Origin of the sequence: Pseudomonas asuensis, from assembly GCF_014646755.1 — a bacterium.
Taxonomy (GTDB): Bacteria; Pseudomonadota; Gammaproteobacteria; order Pseudomonadales; family Pseudomonadaceae; genus Chryseomonas; species Chryseomonas asuensis.
In genome coordinates, this window is record NZ_BMNW01000001.1 from 647,108 (window position 1) to 673,235 (window position 26,128).

General features: G+C 52.9%; 15 protein-coding genes. 6 read left to right on the top strand and 9 right to left on the bottom strand.

The window, feature by feature from the left end; genetic code table 11:
* Window positions 1–151 precede the first annotated feature (151 nt).
* Window positions 152–2,842 carry a putative bifunctional diguanylate cyclase/phosphodiesterase gene (locus IEX86_RS02970; protein WP_188864560.1) on the top strand — a complete coding sequence of 897 codons (2,691 nt, stop codon included), beginning with the start codon at window positions 152–154 and terminating at the stop codon, window positions 2,840–2,842.
* A 67-nt stretch (window positions 2,843–2,909) separates the two neighbouring features.
* On the opposite strand, the gene IEX86_RS02975 is transcribed toward IEX86_RS02970, so the two are convergent.
* Window positions 2,910–3,755 carry a 23S rRNA (adenine(2030)-N(6))-methyltransferase RlmJ gene (locus tag IEX86_RS02975; protein WP_188864561.1) on the bottom strand — a complete coding sequence of 282 codons (846 nt, stop codon included), beginning with the start codon at window positions 3,753–3,755 and terminating at the stop codon, window positions 2,910–2,912.
* 154 nt (window positions 3,756–3,909) lie between these two features.
* Here IEX86_RS02975 and IEX86_RS02980 point away from each other — a divergent pair, with 154 nt between their 5' ends.
* The 3 genes from IEX86_RS02980 (at window position 3,910) to selO (ending at window position 10,578) form a co-directional block, all read left to right on the top strand.
* Window positions 3,910–5,646 (top strand): potassium/proton antiporter, encoded by a 1,737-nt coding sequence (locus tag IEX86_RS02980; protein WP_188864562.1) that lies wholly within the window; start codon window positions 3,910–3,912, stop codon window positions 5,644–5,646.
* Between the two features lie 93 nt (window positions 5,647–5,739).
* Window positions 5,740–9,063, top strand: a complete 3,324-nt coding sequence (mscK, locus tag IEX86_RS02985) for a mechanosensitive channel MscK (protein ID WP_188864563.1) — start codon at window positions 5,740–5,742, stop codon at window positions 9,061–9,063.
* A 54-nt stretch (window positions 9,064–9,117) separates the two neighbouring features.
* The gene (gene selO, locus IEX86_RS02990; protein ID WP_188864564.1) at window positions 9,118–10,578 is read left to right on the top strand and encodes a protein adenylyltransferase SelO; all 1,461 of its coding nucleotides are present in this window, start codon (window positions 9,118–9,120) and stop codon (window positions 10,576–10,578) included.
* Here the strand turns inward: selO and IEX86_RS02995 are convergent.
* Window positions 10,562–11,467: a LysR family transcriptional regulator gene (locus tag IEX86_RS02995; RefSeq protein WP_188864565.1), complete on the bottom strand. Its 906-nt coding sequence runs from the start codon at window positions 11,465–11,467 to the stop codon at window positions 10,562–10,564. The two genes, selO and IEX86_RS02995, sit on opposite strands and share 17 nt — an antisense overlap.
* Before the next feature lie 160 nt (window positions 11,468–11,627).
* Here IEX86_RS02995 and IEX86_RS03000 point away from each other — a divergent pair, with 160 nt between their 5' ends.
* Both IEX86_RS03000 and IEX86_RS03005 read left to right on the top strand, forming a co-directional pair.
* On the top strand, window positions 11,628–12,947 hold the full coding sequence (locus IEX86_RS03000; protein ID WP_188864566.1) for an MFS transporter: 1,320 nt from the start codon (window positions 11,628–11,630) through the stop codon (window positions 12,945–12,947).
* A 108-nt stretch (window positions 12,948–13,055) separates the two neighbouring features.
* On the top strand, window positions 13,056–13,292 hold the full coding sequence (locus tag IEX86_RS03005) for a hypothetical protein (protein WP_188864567.1): 237 nt from the start codon (window positions 13,056–13,058) through the stop codon (window positions 13,290–13,292).
* A gap of 40 nt (window positions 13,293–13,332) precedes the next feature.
* Here IEX86_RS03005 and hemE read toward each other — a convergent pair whose 3' ends face one another.
* From hemE to IEX86_RS03040, 7 genes are all read right to left on the bottom strand, one after another.
* Window positions 13,333–14,400: a uroporphyrinogen decarboxylase gene (hemE, locus tag IEX86_RS03010; protein ID WP_188864568.1), complete on the bottom strand. Its 1,068-nt coding sequence runs from the start codon at window positions 14,398–14,400 to the stop codon at window positions 13,333–13,335.
* Between the two features lie 135 nt (window positions 14,401–14,535).
* Window positions 14,536–15,954, bottom strand: a complete 1,419-nt coding sequence (locus tag IEX86_RS03015) for a glutamate synthase small subunit GltD family protein (RefSeq protein ID WP_188864569.1) — start codon at window positions 15,952–15,954, stop codon at window positions 14,536–14,538.
* A gap of 103 nt (window positions 15,955–16,057) precedes the next feature.
* Window positions 16,058–20,506: a glutamate synthase large subunit gene (gene gltB / locus IEX86_RS03020; RefSeq protein ID WP_188864570.1), complete on the bottom strand. Its 4,449-nt coding sequence runs from the start codon at window positions 20,504–20,506 to the stop codon at window positions 16,058–16,060.
* Between the two features lie 213 nt (window positions 20,507–20,719).
* Window positions 20,720–22,312, bottom strand: coding sequence for an AAA family ATPase (locus IEX86_RS03025; RefSeq protein WP_188864571.1), 1,593 nt, complete (start codon window positions 22,310–22,312; stop codon window positions 20,720–20,722).
* A 10-nt stretch (window positions 22,313–22,322) separates the two neighbouring features.
* Window positions 22,323–23,426, bottom strand: a complete 1,104-nt coding sequence (aroB, locus tag IEX86_RS03030) for a 3-dehydroquinate synthase (protein ID WP_188864572.1) — start codon at window positions 23,424–23,426, stop codon at window positions 22,323–22,325.
* Window positions 23,427–23,474: 48 nt separating this feature from the next.
* Window positions 23,475–23,993 (bottom strand): shikimate kinase AroK, encoded by a 519-nt coding sequence (gene aroK, locus IEX86_RS03035; protein ID WP_188864780.1) that lies wholly within the window; start codon window positions 23,991–23,993, stop codon window positions 23,475–23,477.
* Between the two features lie 5 nt (window positions 23,994–23,998).
* The gene (locus IEX86_RS03040) at window positions 23,999–26,125 is read right to left on the bottom strand and encodes a type IV pilus secretin PilQ (RefSeq protein WP_373290382.1); all 2,127 of its coding nucleotides are present in this window, start codon (window positions 26,123–26,125) and stop codon (window positions 23,999–24,001) included.
* Window positions 26,126–26,128: the final 3 nt, after the last annotated feature.

A 26,128-nucleotide genomic window follows, 5' to 3' on the forward strand; every position in this document is an offset into this window, starting at 1 on the left:
GGAGTTATGGGTGCCTAGTTCTGTTTGAATCCAGAAGACAGTCACTGCAAATAGAACCGAATTGGCATACTGTATGCCAATTCGTTAGTCGACTTGGCATAACCCATAAGTACGCGCCTTTTATCAAGGCCCGTTGGAAGCGAACCGCCGCATGAAGATTCATCCTGATGCTGCTAGTCTCCCGTTGGTCGAGGTTGCAACGCAGCCGCCTGTGCCTGCACAGCTGGGGATGTTGCGCTTCGAGCGGCTCAACGAGCCTAATTGGGCGCTGCTGGATCTTGATCAGGCATGCGAGAAAAGCTTAGGTCTGCCTGCTCATGAGCTCTGCTCGCTTCTTGAGTCGCCTTACGCCAGTCTTATGGAGCCCGCGGCCCGCTATTATTTGCACGACGATATTCAGCAGCAGTTATTAAAGCGTCGCCATTACGTCATTCGCTACACCCTGCATGCTCCGGTAGGGGCCACTTCAATGATCGAAGTCGGCGAAGCTATCTCTCGTCATGGCCGTGAAATCCTGCATGGTTATCTGCTTCCGGTAGAACAAGCCTCTGAAGCCGAACGACTGGTAGCGGAGCTCATGGTACAGAACAGCGACCTTAGAGCCTCACTGGATCTTTTCGAGCAGACCTGTTCACAGGAGCAGGCCCGAATCGAACATGTAAAAGCGCGCCGCAATCTCCTGCTTGAGCTGGCACAGCATGTTTACAGCTCAAATGATCCCCTCCGAGAAGCCGCCCAGCTTATTACCCATGCGGCCAGTGAAACCTATGGCGTGAAGCGAGCCAGCATATGGCAGTTGAGCGGTAGCCATTTGTGCCCCGTCTATGTTCACAGTGAGGACTCTACGGGCACGCAGCCCGCCTCCTCATGGTCACTGGATGAGTTTCCTGTCTATTTTGAGGCGCTTCATAACGGCCGCTCAATCGATGCGCAAGATGCTCAACACGACTTACGTACACGCGAATGGACCAAGCCCTACCTACTAGCTCATGACATCCACTCACTTTTGGATGCCTGCATATGTGTAGACGGCAGAATGCTAGGGGTGCTTCGCCTTGAACAGACGGGTCAAACCAGAATCTGGCAAAACGACGAGATTGCCTTTGCCTGCGAGCTGGCTGATCAATATGCAAAGGTGCTGGGTAGTCAGGAGCGCCGTAGCGCCACCCATGCCCTTCATCTCTTCCAACGAGCAGTTGAGCAGAGCGCCAATGCGTTCCTGCTGGTCAATCGCAAAGGGGTTATCGAATACATTAACCCCAGCTTTACCACTATTACCCAGTACACCGCTGAAGAAGTTTGTGGTCAGCCTATCAGCCAGCTACCTGCGCTTACCAACTGGTCAGAACTCTTGCCAGACGCTTATGCGGCGCTGGAAAAGCAGAACAGCTGGCAAGGCGAGCTTCGCTGCCAGCGCAAAGACCAAATCTCCTACTGGGGCCATCTCTCGCTCTCCAAAGTCTACTCAGATAAAGGTGAGCTGACCCATTACATTGGCATTTTCGAAGACATCACCCAGGCCAAGTTAACCCAACAGAACATGGAGAAACTGGCCTATCGGGATAGCCTGACAGGATTGACTAACCGTCATTACTTCATTGATCGCCTGGAAAAGCGCCTGGCAGGACGAGAAGATATTCATAACTGCTTGATGCTGATCGACATTGATCACTTCAAACGCATCAATGACAGCCTGGGCCATGAGGCAGGTGATAACTTGCTGGTCAGTCTGGCCAGACGGCTGCAAAGCTCCTTAGGGCAAAGCACATTAATCGCGCGCATCGCCAGTAATGAGTTTGCCGTGCTGCTTGAGCAGATGGATGCTCAGGAAGGCCTGGAGGTGGCGAGCGCGCTGCTAAGCATGCTGGAAAAACCCATCTATGTTGAGAGCCAGCCGACGCTGGTCAGCTGCTCGGTTGGCCTGACAGTGACACCCGATCACGGTAAAGACTCGCAGACGCTTATGAAGCATGCGGGCCTGGCGTTGCACAAAGCTAAAGCCAGTGGCGGAAATCGGGTACAGGTTTATACACAATCACTTGTGACGGAGGCCAGTCACAAGCTGTTCATGCAAAACAACCTACGACGCGCCCTTGAACTCAATGAGCTGGAAGTCTATTACCAGCCCAAGGTCTGCCTTAAAAGCGCTCAGCTTTTAGGGCTTGAGGCGTTACTGCGCTGGCGTCACCCCGAACGGGGCATGATACGGCCCGATCAGTTTATCAGCGTGGCGGAAGAGACAGGTCTGATTATTCCGATTGGTAAATGGGTAATCCGGGAGGCCTGCAGGCAGATAAAGATACTGGATGCAGCCGGTCTGGGTCATTTGCAGATGGCGATCAATCTTTCCCCCAAGCAGTTCACTGATCAGGAGCTTGTCAGCTCGATCAGAAGCATCCTCATTGAAGAGCGCCTGCCCCCTCATCGTCTTGAGCTTGAGCTGACCGAAAGCCTGCTGTTGGACGCAACGGATGAAACGCGCCAACAACTTGAAGAGATGAAGCAAATCGGACTCACGCTGGCCATGGACGATTTCGGTACGGGTTACTCCTCGCTCAGCTACCTGAAAAAATTCCCAATCGACGTCATCAAGATTGACCGGAGCTTTATAAAGGATATTCCTGACAATCAGGACGACATGGAGATCACTTCAGCCGTAGTGGCCATGGCTCACAACCTGCGCCTCAAGGTAGTGGCTGAAGGCATCGAAACGACACAGCAATTAAATTTTTTACGTCACCATCATTGCGATGTAGGCCAAGGCTATTTGTTTGATCGCCCAATTCCAGGCAGTGAGCTGATCGACAGCCTTCGTCGATATCTAAACCTTAACAAGATTTAAACAGCTCACTTTTCAGAGTGATTCGCTTCAATACTTAGGACGTGGAGCTGTAGTCCCAGCCGGCCCGTCACTTACTTTTTTCTTCGATCAGCCAGTCCAGCTTCCAACCCGCCTGGCTCTGACCTAACTGTTTAGCAAGCCAGGGCAAAACACTTCTCAGCTCCTCTTCAAGCCCCCATGGCGGATTCGAGATCACCATACCGGAGCCGTTAAGCCCTACCGGATTATCAACGGGATGCACCCAAAGCTCAGCTCTGAGAAGTTTGGGAGCATTGCTTTTCTGTAAGTCCTGATAAAACCGTTTGAGCTGTCGTTGATCCTTAATCGGATACCAGATAGTGGTCACAATCTGACGCATCCGGGCAATACTGTCCTTCAAGGCTATTGCGCATCGCTCGAACTCGTCAGCCTGCTCAAACGGTGGATCGATCAGGAGCAGCGCTCGCTTTTCCTGAACAGGCAGCAGCGCCTTGGGCAACAACCAGCCATCTCGATGATGAACCGCAACCCGCCTCTCCTGCCCCATGTTATCCTTGAGAAGCACAGCGTCTTCAGGATGCAACTCGTTCAAATACAAACGATCCTGAGATCGAGAAAAGCGCCGGGCGACTTCGGGTGACCCAGGATAAAAACGCAACGCCTCGCCGTTGTTGAGGGCCGCAACAGCGTCCATATAGGGAACAAGCGGCTCAGGAAGGTCTTTCGCTTCCCATAGCCGACCTATTCCACTTTGCCATTCACCTGTACGGCTTGCCTGATCACCCAGCAGATCGTAAAGCCCTATGCCCGAATGGGTGTCCAGATAGGCGTAAGGTGTTTCCTTGCGTCCCAACAGCATCAACAGACGAGACAGCACAAAATGCTTCAGCACATCGGCATGATTTCCGGCATGGAAGGCGTGTCGATAATTCATGATTCGCTCCTATGAAGGCGCGCAGTGTACTGGAAGTCTTCAGTTCGTCGTATGGCTCAAGAGAATCTGGCATTAATTTTGACAGCTTGCCGAATCAACAGGTTAAATCAAGAATCAAGCGCATCGCGCCTACCCACTATGCAGGAGTTCCGATTTGGATGCCGTCACAATCAATAGCCTATTTTTGATTGGCGCGGTTCTGGTCGGCCTGTCCATTCTAGTCAGCTCACTTTCCTCTCGCCTCGGCATTCCCATTTTGGTGATCTTTCTTGCCGTTGGCATGCTGGCTGGCGTGGATGGTCCCGGCCAGATCAACTTCAATAACTATCCGCTTGCCTACCTGGTAGGCAACCTTGCCTTAGCCATTATTCTCCTGGACGGCGGTATGCGCACGCGCGTATCCAGTTTCCGGGTGGCCTTGTGGCCAGCGCTGTCCCTGGCAACCGTAGGCGTAATGATTACCGCCGGATTGACAGGCGCCATGGCTGCATGGCTTCTCGACCTGAGTCTTTTGCAGGGTTTGCTGATTGGCGCCATCGTGGGATCTACCGATGCTGCAGCAGTATTTTCATTGCTTGGCGGACGCGGGCTCAATGAGCGTGTTACAGCGACCCTCGAAATCGAGTCAGGCAGCAACGACCCTATGGCGGTCTTTCTTACCGTAACCCTAATCGAGCTTTTGGCCAGTGGGCAAACGGGATTCAGCTGGGGACTCCTCTGGAACTTTATTCGCGAGTTCGCCATTGGCAGTCTGCTCGGACTTAGTGGCGGCTGGTTACTGCTACAGCTCATCAACCGCATACAGCTGGCTGATGGCCTCTATCCGCTACTGGCTGTCAGTGGCGGCCTGTTTATCTTCGCCATTACCAATGCGGCTCACGGCAGCGGCATTTTGGCGGTTTATCTGGCTGGCCTCGTCATGGGCAACCGGCCCATTCGTAGCCGCCATGGCATGTTGCATATGCTTGATGGTATGGCCTGGCTTGCACAAATCGGCATGTTCCTGGTGCTGGGACTGCTCGTGGAGCCGCATAACCTTCTTCCCGTTGCCTTGCCAGCCCTTGGCTTGGCTCTCTGGATGATCGTAATCGCACGTCCCTTGTCAGTTTTTGTAGGGCTACTTCCTTTCAAAGCCTTTCATGGCCGTGAAAAGTTCTTTATTTCGTGGGTAGGATTACGCGGCGCAGTGCCGATTATTTTGGCTGTCTTTCCTATGATGGCAGGCCTCCCCCAAGCACAGCTTTTCTTCAATGTAGCCTTCTTTATCGTTCTGGTTTCACTCCTGCTACAAGGCTCAAGCCTGCCGCTTGCGGCGAAATGGCTACGCGTTACTGTACCGCCCGAGCCAGCACCTTTCTCGCGCTCTGGTCTGCAAGTGCACGCTACCAGCGAGTGGGAGTTATTCGTTTACCGGCTAGGTAAGGAAAAGTGGTGTATCGGTGCAGCACTTCGCGAATTGAAAATGCCGCCTAATACGCGTATCGCAGCGCTTTTCCGTGGAGAGCAGCTCCTGCACCCTTCCGGCAGTACCAAACTCGAAGCAGGCGATATCTTGTGCGTTATCGGCCATGAGCATGATCTTCCCGCCCTAGGTAAGCTGTTTAGCCAGGCGCCCGAGCGAGGCCAACGCTTCTTTGGTGATTTCGTCCTGGAAGCCAATGCAGAGCTTAGGGCGGTGGCATCACTGTATGGCCTTACCCTTGGCGAGCTTGACGGAGGGCAAAGCCTGGGAAGTTTTATTACCCAACGTATTGGCGGTGAGCCGGTTATCGGCGATCAGATCGAGTGGAGTGGCCTGACGTGGACAGTCGCTGCTCTGGAAGGCAATCGTGTAAGAAAGATCGGAGTCAAGTTCCCAGAGGGTCGCTCAGGACCTGCTCTTTTCCTCTGATTCGTGCGGTAGTCGGCTCAGCCGATAAGAGCTGTTGCACCAGGGCAGGCGGGGATTTAACCTCCTCGCCTTTCCTGCTGCCAAGATGTCCTTATGCTTGCCTTGCGTATTCTATTGAAGATCGTGTTGTTGAGCTTTTGCCTCAACGTGCCGCTTGCCTACTCACAAGAATCCAATCTACCCGACGCCAAGCAGATTCAGCACAGCCTGGATACGCTGGCAGACCGAAAGCTTTCTGCATCTGATCAGCAGACCGTTCAGGATATTCTGAAGAATACGCTACAACTGCTGGAGCAGAAGGATCAGCATGAGCAGGATCTGGCGGAAGTAAAGCGCAAGATTACGCAAGCGCCGCAGCTAATCAAGGATGCGCAGAGAGACCTGGGCAAGCTCCAGACAGAGCAGGACAAACCAGCGGTTGCCCAGCGCTATGCGAATGCAAGCCCGCAAGAGCTTGAAAATCTTCAGAGCCAGCGCAATTCTCAGCTCAACGATTGGCAGAATGCACTTAATGATGCCAATACGTTGGTCATTACGTCACAGACACGCCCAGAGCGCGCCCAGGTAGAGATCAGCAATGCACAACTGCGTGTGCAAGCCATTGCTGACACCCTCAAAAGCGGCAAGGAAAATGGCAAACCCATTACCGCCGAGCGTCGTAACCAATTATTGGCCGAGCAGGCAGAACGTAACGCGTTGATTCAACTGCGCAAGCAGGAGCTCTCTGGCAACAGCACTCTGCAAGACCTTGGCACTATCCAGCGCGAGCTCTATACAGAACGTGTAAAGCTTCTTGAAAAAGAGAGCCTTGACCTACAAGCCCTCATCAGCAGTAAACGTCGCCAGCAATCAGAGGAAACCTTTGCGGCATTGTCTCGCGAATCAGAGAAAACAGCGGGCAATAACGACATCCTCACCAGCGAAACCAATCTTAACCTTAAGCTTTCCGACTATTTGTTGCGCGCTACGGATCGCCTGAATGAGCTGACCCGTAGCAATCTCGAAATCAAGCAGCGGCTGGACCAGCTCAAGCAGACCGGCGATGCCATGCAGCAGCAGATTAATGTCCTGAAAGGCAGCCTGCTACTTTCTAAGTTGCTCTATCAGCAGCGCGCCTCCTTGCCAACAGTCGAAGCAAGCAAAGGACTGACAGACGAAATTGCCGATATACGTCTGTACCAGTTCGACCTGAGCCAGCAGCGCACACAGATTGCCAATCCATGGGATTATCTGGAAAAGGTCATGGCTCAGCTGCCCCGTGAGCAGGCGACCCCTGAGCTACGCAAGAAACTATCGGACCTTATCAGAACACGGGCGGATCTCCAGGATCGCCTGAGCTCTGAACTAAGTGCTCTTTTAAGCGAATCGATTACGCTTCAACTGAATCAGCAACAGCTGCTATCCACCAGCGAAAGCCTAAGAGCCACGCTTGATGAGCAGATGTTCTGGATTCCCAGCAACCGCCCGCTGGATTGGGGCTGGCTCAAAGACGCGCCGAAGTCACTGGTTGAGCAGATTGCAAACGTCCCATGGCGCTCTAGCGTAGGCGAAGTATCAGCTGGTCTGGCTGAGCGCCCCTGGCTGTTCCTACCACTGATCATTGCCATTGCAACCTTACTTTGGAAACGCCGCTATCTTTACGAAAAGCTCAACGCCTTAAACAAGGATATTGGGCACTTTCAGCGTGACAGTCAGTTGCACACACCCCTTGCGATCATTTTAACCGTGCTGCTAACCCTTCCTGTCAGCCTATCGCTCGGGTTGATCGGCGTTGCCCTTGAAGGCGACAAGCGAGGCGTAAACGCATCCATTGGTGCAGCCCTCATGGAAATGGCTGCTGGCTGGCTGGTGTTCTACACCGTGTACCGCTTGCTTGAAGGGGGCGGCGTAGCAGAGACTCACTTCCGCTGGGCACGCGCGCAGGTGGACTCCATGCGCCGCCTGGTCAGACGTTTGGGTTTACTGGCGTTGGCATTGATGGCCGTGGCGGCGATTGCCCAGCGTCAGCTCACAGGTCTGTCTGCAGACGTACTGGGTATTCTCATCGTTCTGATCTGCTATGCCAGCATGTCGTGGATGCTGGGCCGTTCCCTGCTCAATACGGCAGCTCGAGAACGCCTACCCTTCTTCCGACTTATCTTTGGCCTGATCATTACCGCTATTCCAGCTGGCTTGTTCCTGGCTGTTTGCCTGGGTTATTACTACACCTCGCTGAAGCTGACTGATCGCCTTATCGATACGCTGTATCTGTTGCTTTGCTGGGTCATTCTTGAGGCTGCCTTCTCACGAGGCCTCAGCGTAGCCGCAAGACGCCTTGCCTACCATCGCGCCATGGCCAAGCGACAGAGCATGCAAGAAGCTGGCGAGACGGGCGAGGCCGTGGAAGAGCCAGCATTGGATATGGAGCAGGTCAATCAACAGTCCTTGCGACTGATTCGTCTCGCGCTATGGCTGGGCTTTCTGGGAGTGCTGTATTGGGTCTGGGTGGATGTGGTAGCCGTTTTTTCATACCTGGATAACGTCACGCTTTACCAGTACAGCAGCGGTACGGGTGAGTCAGCGACAATGATGCCGATTACCTTGCGAGACTTTATCAAGGCAATCATTTTCGCAGGCCTCACTTTCGCACTGGCGCGCAATCTGCCTGGATTGCTCGAAGTGGTGGTTCTTTCACGCCTCAGCCTGGCACAAGGGACAGCCTATGCAACCACTACACTGCTGTCTTATGTGATCATCAGCGTTGGCGTTATCAGCTCACTCTCTACGCTAGGCGTCAGCTGGGACAAGCTCCAGTGGCTGGCAGCCGCCCTCTCGGTTGGTTTGGGCTTTGGTCTTCAGGAGATCTTCGGTAACTTCATCTCCGGCCTGATCATTCTGTTCGAGCGGCCTGTTCGTATCGGCGACCTGATTACCATTGGTAACGTAACAGGCACGGTCAAGCGTATTCAAATCCGCGCGACCCATATCACTGACGCTGACAACAAATCTGTCATCGTGCCAAACAAGACATTCGTGACGAGTCAGCTAATCAACTGGACGCTGACAGATACCATGACCCGTATCACGCTACTGGTTAACGTTGCCAATGGTTCCGATCTGGAAAAGGTACGCGAGCTACTTTACAAGGCGGCATACGATAACCCTAGGGTTTTGCATGATCCTGAGCCAATGGTGCTGCTACAGGCGTTTGGTGAAAATACGTTGAACCATGAATTACGCGTTCACGTACGTGAGTTGGGCGATCGCGGCTTTGCCACTGATGAGATCAACCGCAGCATTGAGCAACTGTTCAGAGAAAACAACATAGAGATCGCGTTCCGCCAGTTGGAAGTATCTGTAAAGAACCTGGAAGGATTTGAGCAGACCTTGAGCAAGAATGAAATGCCCCCTTCTGCCAGCTCTGGACAGAAGGCGTGATCAAGGCGCGCTTTGCGCTGTCTAGATAGATAAGTTTGTAGTCTGGAGAGTCTCGTGAAAACGCTTGAAGAGCTTGAGTTTGATAACCGCTTTGCCCGATTAGGCGATGACTTCTCAACGGCTATCCAACCCAAGCCCATCGAAGATCCAAAACTGGTGGTCGTCTCAGAGGCGGCCATGGCACTGCTGGATCTTGATGCAGCTGAAGCGGACCGCCCAGAATTTACAGAGATTTTCTCTGGGCATAAGCTCTGGGACACAGCCGATTCACGTGCCATGGTTTACTCAGGCCATCAATTCGGCTCCTACAATCCACGTCTGGGTGATGGACGTGGCCTTCTGCTTGGTGAGGTTATAAACAGCAAGGGAGAGCATTGGGATCTTCACCTTAAAGGTGCAGGCATGACTCCCTATTCGAGGATGGGAGATGGGCGTGCCGTCTTGCGTTCCTCGATTCGAGAGTTTCTAGCATCGGAAGCGCTTCATGCACTAGGCATTCCCTCAAGCCGTGCCTTATGCGTGACTGGCTCCACAACGCAAGTAGTGCGTGAGCGAATCGAGACGGGTGCGATGCTCTTACGCCTCGCCCAAAGTCATATACGGTTTGGACACTTCGAGTATTTTTACTATACCCAGCGTAACGATCTGCTGGAAAAGCTCGGCCAGCATGTACTTGAGCAACACTATGCAGAATGCTTGGAGCAAGCTGACCCTTATGCTGCCTTTTTCCGTGAAGTCGTTGAGCGTAACGCAGCGCTGATTGCGCATTGGCAGGCTTATGGCTTCTGTCACGGCGTCATGAATACGGACAACATGTCCATTCTAGGGATTACGTTCGATTTTGGCCCCTATGCCTTTTTGGACGACTTTGACGCACATTTCATCTGTAACCACTCCGATTACAGTGGTCGCTATTCTTACAGCAACCAAGTTCCTATTGCGCACTGGAATCTGGCTGCACTGGCACAGGCCTTGACCCCGCTGGTATCAGTAGAAACCCTGAAAGGGACGCTTGAGCTCTTTCTACCGCTGTATGAAGCACACTATCAGGCGCTAATGCGGCGTCGGCTTGGCCTCACAACTGAGCAAGCAGTGGATAAAGAGCTGATTGAACGGCTGCTAAGCCTGATGCAGGGCAGTTCTGTTGATTACTCACTGTTCTTCCGCCGGTTAGGCAATGAAGCTCCAGAGCAGGCTATTGCGTCACTTCGAAACGACTTTGTCGATTTGGCAGGTTTTGATGAGTGGAGTCGTCAGTACTTGGCCCGCGCTGAGCAGGAAGGCGGTAGTCAAGAGGAGCGCCAGAAGCGCATGTATGCTGTCAATCCACTCTATGTACTGCGTAATTACCTGGCCCAACAGGCAATCGAGCAGGCTGAAGCAGGCAATTACGAAGAAGTCCGCCAGCTTCATAAAGTCTTGACCCATCCCTTCGAGGAGCAGCCGGGAAATGATCGGTTCGCTCAACGTCCACCAGACTGGGGCAAACATCTGGAAATCAGCTGCTCCTCGTAAGATCCGCGCCTTGGGTCAGCAGCTCGATGAACGCACGTGCGAGTGTCGAGCGTTCATCACGTCTATGAATAAGCCACAGCGCGGAAGTGGCTCCCTCATCTACCAGCGTTCTGTAGACAACACCTTCGATCTGCATGCGTCGATAGGTTGCCGGTAAAACCGAGACACCAAGCCCCGCAGCCACCAACCCGATAATAATGGTCGTTTCTCGTGCCTCTTGAACGATGCGAGGACTAAAACCGGCTTGCCGGGAAAGGCTGATCAACTGATCGTACAAACCTGTCCCATAGGTGCGAGGAAAGTAAACAAAAGGCTCCTCGGCCAACTGCTTTATAGCAATACGTTCGTGCGTTTCTAGTGCCAAGGGATGGTCCGTTCGCATTACTGCAACAAGCGGTTCGCGGAACAGCTCCACGGACACAAGTGCCTCCGGCATCGTGATTGGCCTGATCAACCCTACTTGAAGTCTCCGATCCATCAACGCTTCGGTCTGCTCCCTGCTACTCATTTCCTGCAAGGCCAGATGCACAGCGGGAAAGCGCTGACGAAAGTTGAAAATGGATCGTGGCACAGTGGCAATAAAGGGAGCGGAAACGGTAAAGCCGACATGCAGCTCTCCTAGCTCTCCCCGCTGTGCCCGTCGTGCCACATCGGTAGCCTTATCCACCTGAGCCAATACTTGGCGAGCCTCGTCAAGAAAGAGCCGACCGGCCTCAGTTAGTGCAACACGACGGTTCGTACGTTCGAACAATCGTGCGCCTAATTCCTCTTCCAAGGCTTGTATCTGCTGGCTTAGCGGCGGTTGAGAAATCCCCAACAGCTCAGCCGCACGGCCAAAATGCAGTTCATCTGCAACGGCAACAAAATACCGTAAATGTCTTAATTCCATGCTTCCTCAATTGATATGTAATACATATCAAACCGGTCGAATAATATATTGGAAAGAATAAAGATCAGCTCTTATTCTTCTAGTAACCAATAACAAATTTCAGATCGTGCAGCGCTGTCGCTGCGCCCTCCTTTCGTTCGTCCAGATTTTGAGGTTTAACGTGAGTAAGTCTGCTTTACCTGCTCGTCACGAGCATGCCAAACCTGAAGAGGAGCCTGCGCCTATACAGGCAGCACGTAAGGCTGCCAACCAAGCGCTAGAGGATGCCGACCTCTACATCGAAAAAGGCACTCGTCAATTTATTCATACTGCCCTTGCGCTCTTCTGTGGCGGTTTCGCTACCTTTGCTCTGCTGTACTGTGTACAACCAATGATGCCTATTTTCTCTGAGGCCTTTGGTATTACGGCAGCTAAAAGCAGCCTTGTACTTTCCGTATCGACGGGACTAATGGCGATAGGACTGCTTATTACAGGCCCTATTTCAGATGCTGTTGGACGCAAACCGGTCATGGTGGTCTCGCTATTTGCAGCGGCCATCTTTACGCTGCTTAGCGCCATCATGCCCACTTGGGAGGGTGTTCTCGTCACCCGTGCGCTGGTTGGTCTTTCGCTCTCAGGCCTGGCGGCCGTGGCCATGACCTATCTGTCTGAGGAGATCCACCCTCAGCATATTGGCCTGTCCATGGGGCTGTACATCAGTGGCAATGCGCTCGGCGGGATGAGCGGTCGTGTCATAAGTGGCGTCTTGGTGGACTTCGTGTCTTGGCGGGTTGCCTTGGCTAGCCTGGGTGGGTTGGCATTAGTCGCCGCCATCATCTTCTGGCGTCGCCTGCCAGAATCTCGCCATTTCCATCCAACACCCTTAAGGCCTCGCACGCTGGTCAATGGGTTTACCCAGCACTTTCGTGATGCTGGTTTGCCCTGGCTCTTTCTCGAAGGCTTTTTATTGATGGGCGCCTTCGTCACGCTGTTCAACTATATTGGTTATCGTCTCCTAGGGGAGCCATACCACCTTAGCCAAGCAGTTGTGGGGGTATTGTCAGTCGTGTACCTGTCTGGAATTTACAGCTCGGCCCAAGTGGGTTCTCTCGCGGACAAGCTAGGTCGCCGCCGCGTATTCTGGGCCGTAATTTTACTGATGCTGGGTGGAGTGGTACTGACCCTGTTTACGCCATTGCCCTTGGTTCTGGTAGGAATGCTGCTATTCACATTTGGCTTTTTTGGGGCTCACTCGGTAGCCAGCAGCTGGATTGGCCGTCGTGCACGGCAGGCAAAAGGGCAAGCCTCTTCTCTTTACCTGTTCTGCTATTACGTAGGTTCAAGTATCGCAGGGACCTTAGGCGGTGTGTTTTGGCATGAAGCAGGATGGAACGGAGTAGGATTATTTATTGCTACGCTCTTGGTCGGTGCGCTAGCGGTTGCGCTACACCTGGCTCGTCTGCCTGCCCTGCCCTTAAATGTTAAAGCCGCTGCTCGATGAGCGGCTTTACGTTTCTATTCGCAAGCTTTAGAGCAACGTGTCGCCGAGATAAGTTTGCATGGGAGGGCTTATCGTCGGCGACACGCCTATCATTAAGGCAGACAAACAATGTCCACTTATGCATTCAACATACATTACATTTACAAAGCCGCTGCCAAAGCTATTACGATCACGAGCAACGATGATGAAATGCCTGTGTATCAGGCGGCTTTGCGGTTAATTGAATTGCATCAGGCGGGTGCTGAAAATAGTCTTGCCATGCCGTCCGCTGATGCAAGCCCAGAAGAAATCATGCAGCTTGCAGAGTCTCATGGTATCCACGATATACACGTGACACGCCGTTAGGCCGGGCAAGCCGAAGATGGCACCCGGCCTACAAATGGTCTTAGTTGGCGTGATAAACCGCGGAGAGCTCGTGGACAGCCTCAATGAAAGCTCCGGCATGTGCCGGATCTACTTCTGGCGTAATGCCATGACCCAAATTGAAGACATGCCCTGAGCCTTTACCATAGCGGGCAAGAATGCGCGCCACTTCCGAACGAATCGCCTCAGGCTTGGCGTAAAGTACTGCCGGGTCCATGTTTCCTTGCAGCGCCACTTTATCGCCTACACGGCTGCGGGCGTCACCAATATCACATGTCCAGTCCAGTCCTAATGCATCAGCACCAGAGGCTGCCATGCTTTCCAGCCAGAGACCGCCGTTCTTGGTAAACAGGATGACAGGAACCTTTCGCCCTTCACGCTCACGAATCAGACCGTCAACAATCTTGCGCATGTATGCAAGAGAAAACTCCTGATAGGCGGCCGAAGACAAATTGCCTCCCCATGTATCAAAGATTTGTACGGCCTGAGCGCCAGCCTGGATCTGGCCATTCAAGTACGTTGTTACTGAACGGGCCAGCTTATCGAGCAGATTGTGCATGGCCTGCGGATTGTCATACAGCATCGCCTTGCTGCGACGAAAGTCCTTGGAAGAGCCTCCCTCAACCATGTAAGTCGCCAACGTCCATGGGCTTCCCGAGAAGCCAATCAAGGGCACCCGACCATTAAGCTCGCGGCGAATGGTGCGGACCGCATTCATGACATAGCCCAGGTCTGCCTCAGGATCAGGTATCTGCAACGCATCAACATCAGCGGCGGACTCGATACGCTTCTTGAAACGAGGACCTTCTCCTGTTTCAAAATAGAGGCCTAACCCCATCGCGTCCGGAATGGTCAGGATATCTGAAAACAGGATGGCGGCGTCCAGTGGATAACGCTCAAGTGGCTGCAGTGTCACTTCGCAGGCCAGCTCAGGGTTCATGCACAGGCTCATGAAGTCACCGGCGCGGCCACGTGTAGCTCGATATTCCGGAAGGTAACGACCGGCCTGCCGCATCATCCAGACGGGCGTCACATCGACGGGTTGCTTAAGCAAGGCACGGAGGAAACGGTCGTTCTTCAAAGCAGTCATGGAAAATATCCGTCTAGAAAGTACTGTCATTTTCTCAGACACAAAAATAAAAGGCACGGATCTCTCCGTGCCTTTTATCTATCGAGCCCTTAACCGCTTTGCCCTTGAACCAGAAAGCGGCTTGTGGCTGGAAGCTTAAACATCCAGGTAATCAAGGATACCTTCAGCTGCCGTACGACCTTCGAAGACGGCAGTAACCACCAGATCCGAACCTCGCACCATATCGCCACCCGCAAAAATCTTGGGGTTGCTGGTCTGGTGTTTGAACTGGCCTACAGAGGGCGCGACCACACGGCCCTGGCTATCCATGGCAATAGTATGCTGCTCAAACCAATCTGCAGGGCTCGGACGGAAACCAAAGGCGATTACGACAGCGTCTGCCGGTAGGATCTCTTCAGAGCCCGGTATAGGCTCAGGACTGCGGCGGCCCCGGGCGTCCGGCTCGCCCAGGCGAGTTTCGACAACTTTGACGCCCTCTACCTTATCCTCGCCGATGATTGCGATGGGCTGCCGATTGAAGAGGAACTTGACGCCCTCTTCTTTGGCATTCTTCACTTCACGGCGCGAACCCGGCATGTTCTCGGCATCACGGCGGTAAGCGCACGTTACACTTTTAGCTCCCTGGCGAATCGAAGTCCGGTTACAGTCCATCGCGGTATCGCCACCGCCCAGAACTACAACGCGCTTGTCTTTCATATCGACAAATTCGTCAGCAGACTTTTCAAAGCCCAGGTTGCGGTTAACGTTAGCTACCAGAAAATCCAGCGCATCGTGTACGCCTGGCAGGTCTTCGCCAGGGAAGCCACCCTTCATGTAGGTATAGGTTCCCATACCCATAAAGAGCGCATCGTATTCGTCGAGAAGCTGCTCTACAGTGATGTCTTTCCCTACTTCCGTATTGAGGCGGAACTCTATCCCCATCCCTGTAAAGACTTCGCGGCGACGAGACATAACGCTTTTTTCAAGTTTGAACTCGGGAATACCAAACGTTACCAGACCGCCAATTTCCGGGTTCTTATCGAATACTACGGGCGTAACACCATTTCGTACCAGAATGTCTGCACAGCCAAGGCCGGCGGGACCGGCACCAATAATGGCTACCCGCTTTCCGGTTGGCACAACTTTGGACATATCCGGCCGCCAGCCCATAGCAAAGGCTGTATCAGCGATATATTTCTCTACTGAACCAATGGTAACAGCCCCAAAACCGTCGTTTAAGGTGCAAGCGCCTTCGCACAGGCGGTCCTGTGGGCAAACACGGCCACAGACTTCAGGCAGTGTATTGGTCTGGTGAACCAATTCAGCCGCCGCCAGGATATTGCCTTCCGAAACAAGCTTGAGCCAGTTTGGAATGTAATTGTGCACCGGGCACTTCCACTCGCAATAAGGATTACCGCATCCCAGGCAACGGTGCGCCTGCTCGGATGCCTGCTGCGGCCTAAACGGATCGTAGATCTCAACGAATTCCTTTTTGCGCTGGCGCAGGAGTTTCTTCTTTGGGTCCTTGCGGACGACCTCTATGAACTGGAAGTCGTTATTCAGACGTTCAGCCATTACCTAAACCTCATCACGGCAGCGCTCATGTGTCGCTGCTGCAGGAAAACTCACGGTCGCAACCAGCGCCTGATGTTCAGTCAGACGCTGGTCGCCTATAGCATTACTGCGGATTTGCCCGAGTGCTCGATAGCAGCGAGGCCAAGCTGGCTGCCTTGGGCTTCACCAACCAGAACCTGCGGAAGTAGTCATCCAGGTTTTCGAGCAGATAGTGTCCCCACTCACTGCCCGTCTCCTCGACGAACTCAGCCAGTACACGACTCAGGTGGCTACGATAAGCCTCCATCGCCTCACTGCTGATACGCTGAATTTCTACAAGCTCATGGTTTACGCGGTCGACGAAGCTGTTATCCATATCCAGAACATAGGCGAAGCCGCCTGTCATACCGGAACCGAAGTTATAGCCCGTCTTGCCCAGAACACAGATGAAACCACCGGTCATGTACTCACAGCAGTGATCGCCGGTGCCCTCGACTACCGCATGGGCACCCGAGTTGCGAACACCAAAACGCTCGCCTGCCGTCCCTGCAGCAAACAGTTTGCCGCCTGTGGCACCGTAGAGGCAGGTATTACCGATGATGGCCGATTCCTGGCTCTTGAATGCACTACCTTTCGGAGGCGTGATGACCAGCTTACCGCCTGTCATGCCCTTGCCCACGTAGTCGTTGGCATCACCTTCCAGATAGAGATTTAAGCCCCCGGCATTCCATACACCAAAACTCTGCCCCGCCGTTCCTGTAAAGCGGAACGTAATAGGTGCCGACGTCATACCCTGGTTGCCATGCTGACGAGCAATTTCACCGGATATACGTGCACCAATAGACCGGTCGCAGTTACTTACCTTGAGACTGAACTCGCCACCGCTCTTCGTCTCGATAGCCGACTGGGCCATACGGACCATCTCCTCTGCGAGAAGACCTTGGTCAAAAGGCGGGTTTCTATCTACAAGGCAGTGCTGTGGCTTGTCTGCAGGAATATGGTCGCTGCCCAAAAGGGGCGTCAGGTCCAGATTGTTCTGCTTGGAAGTTTCACCCGGCAGGATTTCCAACAGATCAGTACGGCCGATCAGCTCACCCAGACTTCTTACACCCAAACGTGCCAGCCACTCACGCGTTTCTTCCGCCACAAAGGTGAAGAAGTTGGTAACCATCTCAACGGTACCGATGAAATGGTTCTTACGCAGCTTGTCGTTCTGGGTTGCTACGCCGGTAGCACAGTTATTCAGATGACAGATACGCAGGTACTTGCAGCCTAACGCGATCATCGGCGCGGTACCAAAGCCAAAGCTCTCTGCGCCCAGGATCGCTGCCTTGATAACATCGAGACCGGTTTTAAGACCACCGTCTGTCTGTACACGTACCTTTCCACGCAGATCGTTGCCGCGCAACGTCTGATGCGCCTCGGCCAGGCCTAACTCCCAAGGACTGCCCGCATACTTGATGGACGTTACCGGGGATGCGCCCGTTCCGCCATCGTAGCCGGAAATGGTAATCAGATCGGCATACGCCTTGGCGACACCGGCGGCTACCGTACCGACGCCGGGCTCCGACACCAGTTTTACCGATACAAGAGCTTTCGGATTGACCTGCTTGAGGTCAAAGATTAGCTGAGCCAAATCTTCGATTGAGTAGATATCATGATGCGGTGGCGGCGAAATCAGGGTTACACCGGGTACGGCATAACGTAGCTGGGCAATCAGGCCATTTACCTTGCCACCCGGCAACTGGCCGCCTTCGCCCGGCTTGGCACCCTGGGCCACCTTGATTTGCAGGACTTCAGCATTAACCAGATATTCTGGCGTAACGCCGAAACGACCCGTTGCGACCTGCTTGATTTTGGAGCTTTTCAGCGTGCCGTAACGTGCTGGGTCTTCACCACCCTCACCTGAGTTGGAGCGACCACCCAGGCGGTTCATTGCCTCAGCCAATGCTTCGTGAGCCTCGGGGGACAACGCACCAAGGGAAATGCCAGCCGCGTCGAACCGCTTGAAAATACTTTCCAGTGGCTCGACTTCCTCAAGCGCCAACGGTGTATCACTGACCTTGACCTTAAGCAGATCACGAATCATTGCTACAGGACGCTGATCAACCAAAGCCGAGTATTCACGAAAACGTGCGTAATCGCCTTGTTGAACGGCCGCCTGAAGCAGATTCACGACATCAGGATTATAGGCGTGATATTCACCACCATAGACATACTTCAGCAGTCCACCCTGCTGGATCGGCTTGCGATTGCTCCAGGCTTCATTTGCCAGAAGCTTTTGCTCAACCTCGATGTCGGCAAAGCGAGCGCCCTGTATCCGGCTGGTTACGCCAGGGAAGCATAGGTCGGTCACTTCACTGGACAGACCAACCGCTTCAAACAACTGAGCGCCACGGTAGGAAGCCACAGTGGAAATACCCATCTTGGACAGGATTTTCAATAGCCCTTTCGTGATCCCTTTCCGGTAGTACTTGAAGACCTCGTAGAGATCGCCCAGGACTTCACCCGTACGAATCAGATCACCCAGCACTTCATAAGCCAGGAAGGGATAGACAGCAGTCGCGCCAAAACCGATTAACACCGCAAAGTGGTGAGGGTCACGTGCAGTTGCCGTTTCGACGAGGATATTACAATCCGTGCGCAAGCCAGTGTGTACTAGGCGATGATGGACAGCCCCCACTGCCAGGGAAGCATGCACAGGTAGCTTACCGGCCTCAATCGCACGGTCTGAGAGAACAATCAGGACTTTTCCTGAGCGAACGGCCTCTTCAGCCTGATCGGCAATGTTACGTACAGCCGCTTCCAAACCAATGGCTTCGTCATAGTTGAGATCAATGACGAAACGATCGAACCCGGGACGCTCCAGTGTCATCAAGGTCCGCCACTTGGCTGGCGAGATGACTGGCGAACTCAGGATCGCACGATTGGCATGCTCAGCCGTTTCCTCGAATACATTACGCTCGGCACCAAGGCACGTCTCAAGCGACATGACAATTGCTTCACGCAGCGGGTCGATTGGTGGATTGGTAACCTGTGCGAACTGCTGACGAAAGTAGTCATAGTTCGAACGGATACGCTTGGACAACACGGCCATCGGCGTATCGTCACCCATGGAGCCAACCGCTTCCTGTCCTTGCTCCGCCAATGGGCGAAGCACCTGATCACGCTCTTCGAACGTGACCTGGAACATTTTCATGTACTGACGCAGACGATCCGCATCGTAAAATGGCGAACCGTGGTCCTTGTCATCCAACGTAGCCTGGATGCGCAAGGCATTCTTTCGTAGCCACTGCTTATAGGGATGGCGCGACTTCAGACGATTATCAATATCGCTCGCCTCAAGCACCTGTCCGGTTTCAGTGTCTACTGCCAGGATCTGACCCGGACCAACGCGCCCTTTGGCAATTACATCACTAGGCTCGTAATTCCAGACCCCTACTTCAGAAGCAAGGGTGATATAGCCATTTGTGGTCGTAACCCAACGAGCGGGGCGCAGGCCGTTACGGTCGAGCAAACAAACGGCATAACGGCCATCTGTCAGCACAACACCTGCCGGACCATCCCATGGCTCCATGTGCATGGAGTTGAACTCATAGAACGCCCGCAACTCGGTGTCCATTGTCTCCACGTTCTGCCAAGCTGGCGGAATGATCATTCGCACCGCGCGGAACAAGTCCATCCCACCAGTTACCAGCAACTCAAGCATATTGTCCATGCTTGAAGAGTCAGACCCTACGGTATTGACCAAGTCGCCCAGGTGTTCCAGATCTGGCAGTAACTCGTTAACGAACTTGGTACGTCGCGCCCGAGCCCAGTTACGGTTTCCTGTAATGGTGTTGATTTCACCATTGTGCGCCAAATAGCGGAATGGCTGAGCCAATGGCCACTTGGGCAGTGTATTGGTTGAAAAACGCTGGTGGAAAACGCAAATGGCAGTTGCCAGACGTTCATCACCGAGATCAGGGTAAAATGCGGCCAGGTCCGCCGGCATCATCAAGCCTTTGTAGATGATGACCTTACTGGACAAACTACAGACATAGTGCTCCGCATCATTCTTGTTCAGTACCGAAGAACGACGACGGGAAGTAAATAACTTTACGGCAAACTGCTGATCATCCAGACCTTCGCCGCTGATGAATACCTGCTCGATCTTAGGAAGGCGCTCTAATGCCAAAGGCCCTAAGACGGAAGTATCCACGGGAACCTTGCGCCACCCAACCACGGTAAGGCCAGCAGCAGCAAATTCAGAATTCATGTGGTTTCTGGCCACATCGGCTTTCTGGTCGTCCTGGTTTAGGAAAACCATGCCAACGGCATACTGAGCGGGTAGCTCAACGCCGAATGTTTCTAAAGCGACAGCACGAAGAAACGCGTCGGGCTTTTGTATCAACAGACCACAACCGTCTCCGGTTTTACCGTCTGCATTGATACCGCCGCGATGCGTCATGCAGGTCAGGGCCTCAATGGCCGTTTGCAGCAAATGGTGACTCGCCTGGCCCTGCATGTGGGCAATCAGGCCGAAGCCGCAGTTATCCTTGAACGTTTCAGGATTGTACAGGCCTGCTTTCATGGGAACTCTCACCGGCAATCTATTCTTGTCAATCCATTTGTCACTGCCAGGCGCTTGAGCACGCCACTTTTACGGCAGGCAAAGGGATGACATCGTACACCGGATTTCACAATAAGACAAAATTTTGGTCGCTATTATGAAATTTTGAGACCCAAAAATGAAATACGCCCATGTCGCAAAATGATATAAGCAACATGAGCGTTTTCTAGATGATTACCGCGTCGATGCGATATCTTGCTGAATACTGGCGAATGTCCGGGGCCAAGGCTTGGCTGACTGAACCTTGGCAGGCAACTGCTTCACGGCTGCCTCAGCTGCAGCACGATTAGCGAAGCTACCATAGGTCACCACGTAAAGCGCCTTACCTTGGTACTGCTTTTTGAAATAACGATAATTGGCACTATCGCTTTGCTGCTGAATAAACGCCTGCGCACTGCTTTCAGAGCTGGTTCCCAGGATCTGAAGCGCATAGTGGGTGCCACCTTGAGTGCCGTACCAACCACTACCACCGCCACCCTGAACAACCTTAGGTGCCTCTTGAACCGCAGGCTTTGCTGGAGCAGGTTTAGGCTCCGGCTTAACAGGCGCAGAAACAACCTGCTTGGATACCGTATGTGCAGGCTCAGTTACAGGAGCGGGCGCGGCCGCAGGAGCTAAGGGGCGAGTCGGAGCCGTTACGCTGACAGGTGCCTGAGCAGAGGGGATTTGAGGTGGGTTTGAAGAGAAATCGTCATCGCCTGATTGTATGGAGCCGCTCACACTATTGCCTTCGGCCTCCTCTTGGCCCGCCGCCTGGGCCAATGGCTCACGAATAACGGGCTGAGCCTCGCCTACCAGAGGCAAAGGTAAGGGCTGAGAGGAACCATCAAACTTGATTGCAGTACCTGGCTTAGTGTCGCCCTGGGACTGCTCTGCATCATTAGAGGCTATCTTGGAAGATGAATCATTACCCTTCATGAGTAATGCCGCCAAAACACCTACAGCAATGACAGCCACAACAATTAGGTGTTTACGCGGCAAATTAGCCAGTAACTGTTGACCGCCTTTAAATTTACTGCCGCCGCCACGTTGACTCAGCATCCCGCTGATCAAGATATCCCGTGCAGCTTCGTTAATTTCTCCAGGCCATCCACCGGACGACTGATGAATGGCTTCGATCTGTTCTGGTGTAAAGATATCGATCCCTTGACCTGCACCTTCCAGGCGCTGCGCCAGATAGCCTTGAGTTTCTTCTTCGGTATAAGGCAAGAGCTCAATCGCATGATAGCGCTCTTCGCCTTGCGCAAGGCTTTCCAGCTTGCCTGTCAGTTCGGTATCGCCAAACAAGAAGACGTGGGGACGATTCTTCTCATCCCCCTCAGCCAGCGCCAACAGCGTTTCCAGCGCATCATCATCAAGCTCATGAGCATCATCGACCAGGAAGTAAACCTCCTGCCCGGTCAATGTCACCTGCCCCACCTGAGACAATACTGCCTCAATACTTGCCTGAGGCGTACCCAACCCCTGGCTTAACTTGCGCAGCAGTGTGTTCTTGTCCTGCACTTCGCGTGCTGACACAACAACGTTATGGACAGCATCCTTTTTGGTGCTGGCGACAAGCGCTTGTCTTAGCAAGGTTTTCCCGCTTCCAGCAGGCCCTGTTACCGCCAGCAGGAGATGGCTATAGCGAGCAAGATGATGCAACTGCCCGAGTACCGTTTTGCGCTGGGCAGGGTAGAACTTGAATCCTGGCACCCGCGGCGCAAAAGGATCGTGGCTAAATTCGTAATGGCCGAGGAAGGCCTCGTCGGCATGCAGACTGGACATAAGACTTCTTTCAATCTCCGAGCTGTTCCGCTAATGCCTGATAATCAGCACTTAGCGTCTGCTTGAGGGTGTCATAAGGAAAATCACTGGTTACCACGGCCTCGCCCAGGCGCTTAAGCAGCACAAGGCGTAACTGGCCATCCAGAACCTTTTTATCAACCGCCATGTATTTCATGAAATCGTCAGGCGACATGCTAACAGGAGGAACAACAGGAAGCCCTGCACGCTTAAGCAAACGTAGCGCCCTGGCCTGATCATCGCGGCTTAACCAGCCCAGGCGACAAGACATTTCCAATGCCATTGCCGTACCGGCAGCAACAGCCTCACCATGCAGCCATGAACCATACCCTTGATGAGCTTCAATTGCATGTCCAAAGGTATGCCCCAGATTCAGCGTGGCCCGAACGCCAGATTCACGCTCATCGGCACCTACTACCTCGGCTTTTGCCGCACAGGACCGCTCTATAGCCTCGCTCAGCCTGGCCTGATCCAACAAGCGCAGCTGATCAATATTTTCTTCCAGCCATGACAGGAAAGGCTCATCACAGATCAATCCATACTTGATGACCTCGGCCAATCCAGCCGACAACTCGCGCTCAGGCAGCGTAACAAGACTGGACGTATCGATTACCACCGCTTTGGGTTGATAAAACGCACCGACCATATTCTTGCCCAGTGGATGATTGATCCCGGTTTTCCCCCCTACCGAGGAGTCGACTTGCGATAACAGCGTCGTAGGAACCTGAATAAAATCGACACCCCGTTGATAACAGGCTGCGGCAAACCCTGCCATATCACCTATCACGCCCCCGCCCAGGGCAATGATGGTTGTAGCACGGTCATGCCTATCCTCAAGCAACGCGTCGAAGATTTTCTGTAAAACTTCCCATGTCTTATAGCTCTCTCCATCAGGCAGCACTACAGCGGTTACTTCCTTACCCTGCAGTGTGGCTTTGAGCTTTTCCAGATAAAGAGGCGCTACCGTCTCGTTAGTAACGACGGCGACCTTTCGGCCTTTTATATAGGGCAGGATGTATTCATGCTGAGACAGCACATCCTGACCTATAAAGATGGGATAACTACGCTCGCCCAAATTGACGTTTAGTGTTCGCATAAATCCCCCAATGAAAGGACGCTAGAATAACGCAGAACGCCAGCGCCTTTAATGAGGAGCGAGTGCTTTTAAACGATCAAGTATTTGCTGGACGACCAACCGAGGGGGCCGCTCGTCTGTTTCTATGATAGTGGTCGCTATCTCACGATAGAGCGGGTCGCGAATAATCATTAGATTACGCAGGACTTGTGCGGGATCTGGTGTTTGTAAAAGAGGTCGGTTTCGGTCGCGAGACGTCCTTTCAATTTGTTGCTCGACAGAAGCATGCAGATAGATCACGTGTCCACTCGCCTTCAGGATACGCCTGTTGTCTTCACGTAACACTGAGCCGCCACCAGTAGCCAGCACCAAGCCTGAAGAGTTGCAAAGATCCTCTAGAACAAGACGTTCCCGCTCACGAAAGCCCTGCTCCCCCTCAACATCAAAAATCCAGGGAATATTAGCCCCGGTCCGCTGCTCGATTTCTCTGTCAGCGTCTTTGAACGGGAGATGGAGCTCTTTGGCGAGCAGGCGTCCGATGGTGCTTTTACCAGCACCCATCGGACCCACGAGAAACACATTCAGCACTTCAATCAACGACCAACGGCAATAGCTTGGTTGTTCATGATACGCGGAGTGAGGAAGACAAGCAGCTCTACTTTTTCATCAGTGACCGAGTCACGTCTAAATAGGCGACCGACATAGGGAACATCACCGAGTAAAGGTACTTTACTCGTCGACTTGCTTTGAGTATTCGAGAAAACACCCCCGATTACGATAGTTTCACCATCAGCCACTAGTACTTTGGCATTCACTTCGTTTTTGGAAATAGGTGGAGGGCCATCGTCACCCAAGCGGTTCTGATAGTCAGGTGCATCCTTGTTCACCTTAACCTCCATGATAATTCGATTATCAGGTGTAATCTGAGGCGTTACCTCCAACGAAAGCGCTGCTTCCTTGAAGGATGTACTGGTCGCACCACTCGAACTTGCTTCCTGATAAGGAATCTCGGTACCACGCAAGATTTTTGCGGTCTCTTTATCAGACGTTACTACTTTGGGCTGAGAAACTATCTCACCGTTACCAGTAGCTTCCATGGCAGACAACTGAAGATCCAATGTCGTGCTGCCAGTCAGGAAACCAATCCCGATACCGGACGTACCACTTACACCCAAATCTACAAAAGGTGAAGTTGTTCCACTAGTAGATGTAGCACCACCACTAATAGTGAAGTTGCCATTACCTGACCGAGATCCTGACCAACTAACACCCAGTTGCTTGTTGTAGTTAACGTTTGCCTCAACGATTCTCGCCTCGATCATCACTTGTCGAACCGGAATATCAAGCTGAGAGACAATCCGTCTTAACTCATCCAGGCGATCCTGGGTTTGATAAGCAATGATGCTATTGGTCCGATCATCGACAGTAATCGAGCCCCGCTCACTTTGCCCTGCGTCAGCTTTAGTAACTGACTGAAACAGCTTGGCCATATCGGCGGCCTTGGCGTAATTAACCTGGATAAGCTCTCTACGCAGCGGGGCCAGTTCCTGAATTTGCTTTTGAGACTCAAGCTCTTGACGCTCACGCGCGGCAATCTCATCAGCAGGCGCAATCAAAAGCACATTCCCGATCTGACGCTTATCCAGCCCTTTGGTTTTCAGGACAAGATCAAGCGCCTGATCCCACGGTACGTTTTGCAGGCGCAGCGTAATATTGCCTTGAACAGTATCACTGGCTACCAAGTTCAAGCCTGTAAAGTCAGCGATCAACTGCAGGACAGAACGAACGTCGATATCCTGGAAATTCAACGACAACTTTTCACCGGTATACGTAAACCGGTCAGCTACACGCTGCTCCTTTTCCTTGGCAGTCAGCGGCTTGACGCTAATGGTCAGCTTGTTATCCGTCTGGTAAGCCAAGTAGTCATAGACGCCTGTGGGCTCAATCGTAATAACGGTATCGCCAGCCTGACCTGAAGCACTTACAAACTGTACAGGCGTTGCAAAGTCTTTGACATCAAGCCGGACACGCAAGGCATCAGGAAGCTGCGTCTTACCGAAATTCAGGAGAATCTTTCCACCTTGCTCTTGTATATCGGGGCTGATACCTGACTCCGAGAGGTCGATAATAACGTTACCTTCTCCGTCATCACCTCGCTTGAAATCGATATTTCTAATAGCCTTTCCAGCAACCATGGGTACGCTAGAAAATACACGACTACTGGCGTTGGCCGCCGGAGCAGGAGCCTGCGTTGCACCTGCTCGCGGCAACGATGGTGCTGGGACGGACGCACTGGTGGTACGAGCGGCCTTGTCTCCACCAATCACAACAAACAGATCATTGCCTTGTACTCGGGTTGAGTAAGGAGCCAGTGCAGTCAGATTCACAATAAGACGGGTACGGTCACCGGCTTCTACAACCGTAACGCTTCTGGCATTCCCAGAGCCCAGTTCCTTGTTGCGAACGCCTAGTTTATTGCTAACACCAGGCAGATCTAGAGCAATACGCGCAGGCTGTTCAATGGTGTACCCCTTAGGGGCCGTCACCGGTTGATCAAACGACAACTTGAGCTCAACTCTATCGCCTGGCAGAGAAGCCACATTAATGGCCTTAAGATCCGCCGCTAACAATAAAGAGGGACAAATTCCGCTCAAGAGTATGGCTAGCGTGAGGGCACTCTTCCCTGAGACCCTTTGTAAAATAGTTTTATGCAACATCATGCC